Origin of the sequence: Capnocytophaga sp., from assembly GCF_030532915.1 — a bacterium.
Taxonomy (GTDB): Bacteria; Bacteroidota; Bacteroidia; order Flavobacteriales; family Flavobacteriaceae; genus Capnocytophaga.
In genome coordinates this window covers 9,092-18,259 of sequence record NZ_JAUNKD010000039.1, presented here as the reverse complement: position 1 = coordinate 18,259, position 9,168 = coordinate 9,092, and the positions used below count along the sequence as shown (strand labels likewise).

General features: G+C 38.3%; 12 protein-coding genes. All 12 read right to left on the bottom strand.

Annotated features, from left to right (window positions below):
• Positions 1-99: 99 nt before the first annotated feature.
• The 12 genes from Q4D72_RS10430 to Q4D72_RS10375 all read right to left on the bottom strand — a co-directional run bounded on the left by Q4D72_RS10430 (position 100) and on the right by Q4D72_RS10375 (position 8,963).
• Positions 100-801, bottom strand: a complete 702-nt coding sequence (locus tag Q4D72_RS10430) for a hypothetical protein (RefSeq protein ID WP_303077803.1) — start codon at positions 799-801, stop codon at positions 100-102.
• Between the two features lie 177 nt (positions 802-978).
• Positions 979-1,410 carry a hypothetical protein gene (locus tag Q4D72_RS10425; RefSeq protein WP_303077802.1) on the bottom strand — a complete coding sequence of 144 codons (432 nt, stop codon included), beginning with the start codon at positions 1,408-1,410 and terminating at the stop codon, positions 979-981.
• A gap of 26 nt (positions 1,411-1,436) precedes the next feature.
• On the bottom strand, positions 1,437-2,099 hold the full coding sequence (locus Q4D72_RS10420) for a hypothetical protein (RefSeq protein ID WP_303077801.1): 663 nt from the start codon (positions 2,097-2,099) through the stop codon (positions 1,437-1,439).
• A gap of 38 nt (positions 2,100-2,137) precedes the next feature.
• Positions 2,138-2,563: an NTF2 fold immunity protein gene (locus Q4D72_RS10415; RefSeq protein WP_303077800.1), complete on the bottom strand. Its 426-nt coding sequence runs from the start codon at positions 2,561-2,563 to the stop codon at positions 2,138-2,140.
• A 146-nt stretch (positions 2,564-2,709) separates the two neighbouring features.
• Complete coding sequence (locus Q4D72_RS10410; protein WP_303077799.1) at positions 2,710-3,528, bottom strand: DNA alkylation repair protein; 819 nt, start codon at positions 3,526-3,528, stop codon at positions 2,710-2,712.
• Positions 3,529-3,630: 102 nt separating this feature from the next.
• Positions 3,631-4,677, bottom strand: a complete 1,047-nt coding sequence (locus tag Q4D72_RS10405) for a hypothetical protein (RefSeq protein WP_303077798.1) — start codon at positions 4,675-4,677, stop codon at positions 3,631-3,633.
• 180 nt (positions 4,678-4,857) lie between these two features.
• Positions 4,858-5,766: a hypothetical protein gene (locus Q4D72_RS10400; protein ID WP_303077797.1), complete on the bottom strand. Its 909-nt coding sequence runs from the start codon at positions 5,764-5,766 to the stop codon at positions 4,858-4,860.
• Positions 5,767-5,983: 217 nt separating this feature from the next.
• Positions 5,984-6,415: a hypothetical protein gene (locus Q4D72_RS10395; protein ID WP_303077796.1), complete on the bottom strand. Its 432-nt coding sequence runs from the start codon at positions 6,413-6,415 to the stop codon at positions 5,984-5,986.
• Between the two features lie 77 nt (positions 6,416-6,492).
• The gene (locus tag Q4D72_RS10390; protein WP_303077795.1) at positions 6,493-6,846 is read right to left on the bottom strand and encodes a DUF4180 domain-containing protein; all 354 of its coding nucleotides are present in this window, start codon (positions 6,844-6,846) and stop codon (positions 6,493-6,495) included.
• Positions 6,847-6,864: 18 nt separating this feature from the next.
• Positions 6,865-7,053, bottom strand: coding sequence for a hypothetical protein (locus tag Q4D72_RS10385; protein ID WP_303077794.1), 189 nt, complete (start codon positions 7,051-7,053; stop codon positions 6,865-6,867).
• Positions 7,054-7,097: 44 nt separating this feature from the next.
• Positions 7,098-8,042, bottom strand: a complete 945-nt coding sequence (locus tag Q4D72_RS10380; protein WP_303077793.1) for a hypothetical protein — start codon at positions 8,040-8,042, stop codon at positions 7,098-7,100.
• 18 nt (positions 8,043-8,060) lie between these two features.
• Positions 8,061-8,963, bottom strand: coding sequence for a hypothetical protein (locus Q4D72_RS10375; protein WP_303077792.1), 903 nt, complete (start codon positions 8,961-8,963; stop codon positions 8,061-8,063).
• Positions 8,964-9,168: the final 205 nt, after the last annotated feature.

The window sequence follows — 9,168 nt, the reverse complement described above, 5'->3', positions numbered from 1 at the left end:
GCTTCGCTTGGGTCGCCCCTACGATAACAAAATGACAATGTACGGAACGAATTTTGCGGAAGCGATGTATCTGCACATACTCCGCTCTCGCGGACTTTCCTACTGCGAAATATCTGATAATGTGATGCTTTCGCCAAAATTCACCTGCCATTTTTTGATTTGCGTATTGCTGATTTTCAGGGTCAAAACATCGCCGTTGAACGAAAAATCCTTCACCATTGACGGCACTAATACGCCTCTGAATACCTCTCTGAGCGACACAGGCACGAGCATCGCCTTTTGTTTGGGCGGTTTGATTTTCATCATAAACTGCACATAACCAGTCAGATTGCTAACGATTTGATTGCCATCGTACTGCATAACGAGCTGAAATTTAGCCTCGTTGTGGGTGATGTTTTTGGTAACCGTCCATTGTCCTTGTAGGTTGATTTCCAGTACTTTTGCAAAATTCAGTTCGATGTTTTCTGCCGTCCAGTCGTGCATTGGGGCAAGGTCAATCAGGCTTTGTCTGACGGCTAAAATGGCTTCTTTGGGGAACAATTCATCGGGCGTATTTTTGAGTTTTTCCACATCGACCCAAAGCCTGATGCCGTGATGAAAACGCACCCCATTTTGGCTTTTGTCGTCAGTCAAATACAAATTCAATGGACGAAACACTTTGGAAATGCCGTTTTTGCAGAACAAATCCGCAAAATAAATCACCGAATACATTTTACTGCAAAAATCTTTTTCTTTTTGGCTAAACGCATCAGTATCATATACATACACATTGCCAATCCCAAGAGAAATCATTGATTTCATAGTCTGTCTTTTTTTGATTACAAAAATAATGTTTTTTGTTGGTCGAGAGCCTCGACACGCGATTTTTTCGGCTCGTTGTAGGGCAAAGATACATCTTTGCCGTTTTCATTTTTGGCGGAACAAATACGGCGGAACGGATATATCCGTTCCCTACACGATACGCAATAAATTGCGTATTTACACAACCGCAAAATTCTCGTAAAATTCCAATTTTTCAGAGGCAAAGGCGATTAAAAGGCGTTTTTCAGGGATTTTTTTCGTGCCGAAACCACCCAAACAGATGCCCAAGTTGCGAAAAGTAATGTACCACTTACCTTCCACAAAATCAGGGTCTAAGGCTTTTAGAGCGTCCAGCCCAACGGCAAAAATATCCGTGTCGCCCAGCATCGGCGTGGTGTCTTTGTGGCAAATTACCTGATTTAGAATGTATTGACTGCCTTTTTTGTCGTAAATCAATTCTTTGGCATCGCGAAATTCACTCGCTCTCTGCATAATATTATCGATTTCCACGCGACCGGCTTCCCCAAATTGAGCGATAATCTCCTCTTGCGTTTTTCCGAAATGAAAATCGCCAACGCTTTTATACGATTCGATGTTAATTTTGTTCATATTTTCTTTATTTATTAAATTGATTATCAAATTTTTAAATCTAATTTCCAGTGCAAAGCCGAGCAATCTTTTAAATTGGGCAATGAGCGTAATTTTTCAAACTCCTCAACAGGATAATTCAGTGAAATATCCAGCCTTTGCAAGGCGGTAAGCTCGGTGAGTGCATCAAAATTTTTGTCGGCCATTCGCGTGGAAGTCAGCGATAATTTTTTGAGTTTTTTCATATTTTTAACAAAATGAATATTGTCCAGCTTTTGGTATCTGTCCATTCCGCCGTCCAACTGCAATTCTTCCAGATTGACAAGCGATGCAAGTGCCGAATAATCCGTGATTTTGGGCAATTCAATCGCTAAAATTTTGAGCTGGGTCATTTTGCCGATGGGGTCTATGTTCTCCAATTTGGGCGAAGAAAAAAGATACAATTCCTGCAAACAGGTCATTCGCTCGATGCCTTCCAAGCTGGATAATCGCGTTTGAAGATACAGAGAATCAAGCCAATACATCTGACAAACCGCCTCAAACAACGCCTCTTTGATGCCAAACTGAAAGAATATGCTTTTTAAGTCCGTCATTTGCAGAAGTGCTTCTGCCCAAAGTCTTTTTTGTTTTTCGGTGGTGCATTTGATGGCGATTTCTTCCTCGCCTTGATATTGTTCAGGTAACTGATATTCAGGGATTTTATGAGTCATAATTTTAATTATTTATTGTTAAAAATTTACCAAAAAACCTAAAAAATCACGCTGTGCCATTTGTCGTCGTATTTGCTTTTTTCTTTGGCGGTGTCGATTTTCCAACGCTCGTTCACTTTTTTGAGTTTGTAAATGCGCTCACGCTCAATACCTGCGTAGTTTTTTTGGGTGGTCAAAACGGCGGAATTTCCTTTGACTTCGATGCTGGTAATAGTCTCTTTTTCAGGGTCGTACTTGGGCGGAAATCCCACCGAAATCCCTGCGGAGAGCATTCCGTATTTGCGTTCTTTTTGGGTGAGATGCTCCTCAAAAATCTCCCGCACGATTTGCGTTTGTTTTTCCTGCCAGTCGGCATCGTCAAAAAGCTCAAAATTGTCGCCCAACTCGGTGTCGGCAGCCACTTCCCACGCATTCATTTTCCGCATAAAAACGATGAATGTATCGCTAATAATTTGATTTTCCATTGTTTATATTTTTTAATTATTTTTGTTATCATTGTAAGGCAAAGGTCGAGAGCCTCGACACACATTTACTTTTTTCGCAAAGATACACCATAAATTGCATATTTACGGCGGAACGGATATATCCGCTCCCTACTTTGGCATTTCCCTTACTTTAAAATGGTTCGCAAGGCTTTTTTGATGATGTACTCTGTTGATTTTGTGGGGCTTTCATTTTTCCAACGATTGCACAATTCCTGCACGAAATCAGGGCGCGATTTACTGGCATCATTCAGCCAATTCCCTACACTATCTTGCACATATTTAGCCGAATCCGATTTCAATTTTTCCAAAATGGGCAATGCCAATTCCGGCGAATTTTTCAAGGTTTCGATATGCGAACACCACACCCCACGCGGACGCAAGGCTTCCGAAGAAAAACGACGGATATTTTCATCGTCATTTTCTGCCCAAACCGATAGAAAATCAATGGAAAACGCCAAATTTTCGCTCAATTCGGGTCTGAGTGCCATCCAAACCACCTCACGCACCCCAAAATGTTTGTCCGCCACCAACGGCTGTAACAAACCGAGCTTTTTTTCGAGTGAAAAATCGGTGTTCAACGCCATAAAATAAGTGGCATAACAACGCACCGAATCCGATAAATGCGAAGATAATTTTTCAAAAATTGGCAAATAATCCGTTGATTTTGCGTATTTTTTGTAAAGAAACGCCCCAACCAATTTTATGGTATTCATCGTTGAAGGCTTTTTTTGATTTTTTATGATTTCCTGAATTTCAGAAACATAGGCATTGGAAATTCCCATTTTCGGAAACACCGCAGCCACCAAAGTCGTATGATTTACGGCAAGCCACTCGGTCAAATTAACGCTTTCTATCGTTCCCTCGTTTAACAATTCCAACACTTCTTGCGGAATATTTTCAAGTTTTGTCGCTCCTTTTCGGTTTTGTATTTCGTTTGTAGTCATTTTTAGAGTGTTTTTAATTATTGAAAAAAGTGTTTTTGCATTTTTGTTCTTGATACGCAATGAATTGCTTATTTACGACGGAAGAGATGTATCTCTTCCCTACTACTCAATCCACAAACCGATTTGGTCGGCGAGGTGGTAAATACGCTCTTTGTCCTGTTTTTTGGCGATGATAAAATGGCAGTCGTCGTTACCGCTACGCAGGTCGAACAGGGTGTAATTCGTCTGATTTTCAAGTTTTTCACGGACGATGTCGCTGTCGTTTCCGCACTCTTCAAAGGTAACTTGAAACGGCTGACCAATCGTTTCGCTGATAAAATCGCTGAGGGCTTCGGTGTCAAATTTCCAATCGTCTTGATAGACTTTGAGTTTTCCCACAAACGCCCAATGGAGGAAATCTTCCGTCTGATAATCACCCAGATACGCCAAATCTTCCTCAAACAAAACGCCTTTATCAACGAGTTTTTGAGCAAAGGCTTGACGGTTTTCGCGGATATTTTGCCAATCGGTTTTTAGCTCGGCAAGGTTTGCTTCCGAAAGATAATTATCGTAATTAAGCAGATTCACCAACTCCTCAAACGACTGATTATCAATTATTTTTCTATTTTGGAAAACGCCTTGATTTTGCTCGGTGGGGATTTCCAATTCGTTGCACACCGCTTCGGAAAGTTGCAACATCGTTTCGTAATAATGCTGCTCGTTTTCGGTTGCATTTTCCAAAACAAAAGGTTTCATATTTTGAAAACAATTCAAATAAGTTCCCATATAAGGCTTATCGCAATAGGTAAATCTCAGATTTCCAGCGGAATCGGGGTAAATTCCGAAAGTGATGGGAAGTTCGTTTATCCTTTTGTTTTTCGATTTTATGGCAAAATCAAAAATCATCATCGCATAGCCCAAACCTTTGGAAATATTTTGCAATTCTTCGTCCGAAAACTCAGGAAAACCCACCATTTGGAACAGCTTGTTGGTCAGTTTAATTTCCTTTTTGTAATCGTATTCAGGGCGGTGAAAACCCGTGTCGAAACTAAACGGAAGCACCCAATAAGCCACTTCTACATTGCCTTCGTACAGCGGATTTTTTATGATAATATTCTGATTTTCAGTTGTTTTGAAGTGGTTCAAAATTTTTAATAAATTTTCTTTCATAGTGATTTAGTTTAAATTAAAGGTGAATGGTTTTTTTTTAGTCCAAAAATACACAAAAAACGAAATTAACAACGCTCTTATTTTACTTTTTTCAAAATAACGAAAATAAGCAATAGCTTAAATTTCGTTTTCGGAAAAAGCTCAATATGGTTTTGGGCGAAAAATAATCGTATTTAAACCTCAACAATTATAATAAAACCCTGTAATTTCGATGGTCATACCGAATATTTTTTCCAATGTAACGATATGATTATCAAAAAGATTGTTCTTGCCTTCAAGAATTTTGGTGGGAAATTTTTCGTTTTTGTATTGTATGAAAATATAATCCGCACCGCCGCCTTTGGCAGGAAGCATACGCTCGACATACACCTTTTCGATGCCCGAAAGCGGAAAAATCCGAACGAATTTATCCACACTCACACCGATTTGCCCATTGACCTCATCTCGCCACAAAACAGCCTGATTACCAAACTTTTCGGTCAGTAAAGACGGACGGCGTTTCACGGAAATATCCTCTCGGTAATTGTCATCTATCTGAATGGTTTTCGGTGGAAAAACCAAAAATTCCGCCAGTTGTATGTCGTTTTCCATAGGTTTGATAATTTCTTCGTAATCCCTTGCATTATAAATAGATAAAAAGAAGTCCCGACGCCGAGCCTCGCCGTTATATTGCATACCAAAACAGATGTCGCCCTTATGATTGTGGTAATATAAATTTTCTAAATATTCATCTACTTCCTCGTGCGACAAGTCTTTATTAAGTTGCTCACAAATCCGTAAAAAATCGTGTTTAGAAGAAGCTCCTTTTTTGCTCGTAAAATAGAATTCCCTCACGGCAATATCGGTACGTTGCCTACTGGAAAGGCTAAATTCAAGGTTGTAAAACAGCAAGTTACCCACTCGCACAGGATAGCGAAACACATATTGACCGCTAAACGCCCCTCCGCCATAATCCTCATAATCTGTTCGTTTTACGCAAGGCAAAGCAATGACTTCCTCGTAGGTGGTGTCCCACGAAATAAATTGTTTTTCAGGTGATTGCACCTCAAAGCCGAGGTGGTAATCGTTGTGATTTTCTAAAAGTTGCATAAGTTCCTCTATCCTCCCCCCAGCCCTCTCCCAAGGAGAGGGGGAGTTGCAGGGCGTTAAATTATATTACAAAAATAATGATTTTTTCGGTCGTTGGTAGGGCAGAGATATATCTCTGCCGTTTGTGAAAACGGATTTGACGGAATGGATATATCCATTCCCTACAACGGTTATTTTTTCAATGTAATTCTGTAGTTAAACCATTAAAAACCAACGATTAACAATCGTGTGCTTCGTAATTAAGTTGCTCCAAATGGTCTTCCATACGCTCGTGACTTTTTTGCGATTGCGGTAGGGCTTTGAGCATCACTTTGTGCTGTTTTTTGCCGTCCGGGGCTATCCAAAGTCCTTCCAAAGTGTCGTTTTTACGCGTCAAAATCAGAACGCCCGTGTTTCCGCGTTCCACCAAAGTAAAAAATTGCTGATTGTCGTTCATCGAAGCCGACAGCAAAATGCGTTCGCTGGATTTTTCGTATTTGTAATAGGCTTCTACATAGGTGGTTGGACATTCATTTTCCTTGACCGCCAAATACAACCCCACTTTTAAATCCGTTCCGATAGTGCCTTCGTAATAGCCTTGCGAGATGATGGTTTGAGAAAATCCCTTTACAGCGAATAATAAAATTCCTAATAAGTATAACTTCTTCATTATCAATTGTTTTTATTGTGTTTTAATTTATATTTGATTGATTTTTAGATTCAATTTATAAAAGTAACTTGCCGTTGTTATTTTTTCGTTAAAAAATCTGAAATTGATGTCATAAAATTGATTTGCTTTCCTTTATTACTTTCAAAAATAAAATCATTCAGACTTTTACTTTCGTATTTTGAAAAATCCCCAACAATAACCAAAGGTATCTGATATTGAGTGAATTTCTGTAAAATATCACCTGCAATTTTGGTTTTTAAATCGAAAAAATCCGTTGTAATATTTTTTTCGTGAATAATGATTTGAGCAAATCCCTGATAAGACAAATTTCCTATTAAGTCCAACGCATCATCAACTGATGCCAATATTACTTTTTCTGAAAGAATTTCAGCAATTTTTGAATCATTTTTATAGTGTGTTTTTATTTCCATTTTGTGATTTTTTTAAAATTAACAATTATAATAAAACCCCACCACTTCAATAGGCTTACCGAAAAATTTTTCCAATTGGGGCAAAAAATTATCCAGTTCGTATTCTTTCGTACAAAGGATTATCCACGGATATTTTCTGTTTTTGTAATGCACACGCAGCGAATCCGCCCCACCGCCTTTGGCAGGAAGCATACGGTCGATGTCCACTTTTTTGATGCTTGATGGCGACCGCCTAGGGGGTTGGGCATAAATTAAGGATTTAAAGCTCTTTGTAAAAAAATTTGATTATCATCAGACATTATAAAATCATCTAAAAAATACGGCAAAAATTCGTCAATCAATATATGATGAATGCCTTCGATAGAAAGTCCTTTTTCTACTCGTTTTTTGAGCAAAAATAAAATTTCTATCGGAAAATATTCGGCAGTATTACCATTAAACTCCAGTAAATAATCACCTTTAGAATTATCCAAATGATATTGGCACAACTCATCAACGATTTGTTTAAACAATTCCATATTATCGGTATAAAGAAATTCAATCGCTTTTTGATAAAGTGATGTCATATTTGCCATAATATCGGCTTTTACGGATTTTCCTTTGTTGTCTGTTATGCCTGTTAAGTCAAATGACCACGGCTTATTATTGGGGTCTTGTTGATAAAAATGATAAGCTAAAGGCAAGATAGTTTTTGTACCATAAAAATCGTTGTCTTCATCTTCTTCATCTTCTTCATAATTGTCGCCTTGATGGTCTTTATAATATTCCAAAACCTTCATCATTTCGCCTTGAATGCTATTATCACAATACGCCATTGCGAAAATTAGACTTAATGTTCTATCAGTATCAAAGCCATTTTGTGTATTTTTTTGGTAATTTTTTTCAGCAATAAAATAAATTATTTTTAGAAAATAAGCATTTAATAGCTGATTATAGGTCTCTTGGCTTGGTGATTTAATGAACTGAGAAACTAAACCATACTGAGAAATAAGGCAACGGTCAATCATATCATATTGATCATATTCATCTTCATAATCATTACCGTTAAAAGAAAAGGCTATTTTTATTGATTTCTCATCATTTAGTAATGCCTGAGTAAATAACTTTAAATTTTTATCATTTACATTAATTTCAGCGTTTTTTTTAATCTCATTTTTTATTTTTGAGATTTTGCGATAGTGTGTTTTTATTTCCATTTTATGATTTTTTTAAAATTAACAATTATAATAAAACCCCACCACTTCGATAGGCATACCGAAAAATTTTTCCAATTGGGGCAAAAAATTATCCAGTTCGTATTCTTGCGTACCGAAGATTATCCGCGGATATTTTCTGTTTTTGTAATGCACACGCAAGGAATCCGCCCCACCGCCTTTGGCAGGAAGCATACGGTCGATGTCCACTTTTTTGATGTCCGAAAGCGGAAAAATATTGCAAAAATCGCCCACACTCACACCGATTTGTCCATTGACTTCATCTCGCCACAAAACGGCTTTGTCGCCAAATTTTTCAGTCAAAATAGGCGGTCGGCGTTTGACGGCTTCGTTTTTTAGATAATCCGTATCGATGCCGATATAATCCTTTGGAAATAACACAAAATCAGCAAGTTGTATATCGTATTCATTGTCAATCGGCGTAATCAGCTCAGGATATTTACGAGCATTGATAATATTAAAAAACACATATTGATTCGGTGGCTCTCCGTAATAAATGACCAAAAATGTGATTTCGTCTTTGCGAAAAAACGAATAAATATCCTCACGAGATTTATAATGCTTATCGAGGGGCAAATGCTTTTCAAGTTGATGATGGACTTGCCAAAAATCAAATTCCGAAACGCCTTTTTCGCCTTGGGCATAGTATTCTTGTACGGCAATATCCTTACGCTGTGGGTTGTCTATGCGAATGTCAAATTTGGAAAACAGCAAATTTCCCATCCGCACAGGGTGTTTGAAATGATAATATTCGTAAGTCTCGTTACTCAAATAAAAATCCCGCTCCACACACGGCAAAGCGATGACTTCCTCGTAGGTAGCGTCCCACGAAATGAATTGTTTTTCAGGTGATTGCACCTCAAAACCGAGGTGGTAATCGTTGTGGTTTTCTAATAGTTGCATAGTCCTCTCCCTTATTCCACATACTCCGCTTTCGCGGACTCCCTCCCAAGGAGGGGGAACTTGATTATGTTACAAAAATAATATTTTTTCAGTCGCTGTTGTAGGGCAGAGATATATCTCTGCCGTTTGCGAAAGCGGAGTATGTGCGATATATCTCTGCCGTTTGCGTTTTTCGTCCATTTGTGTTTTTTTCGTCCGTTTATGT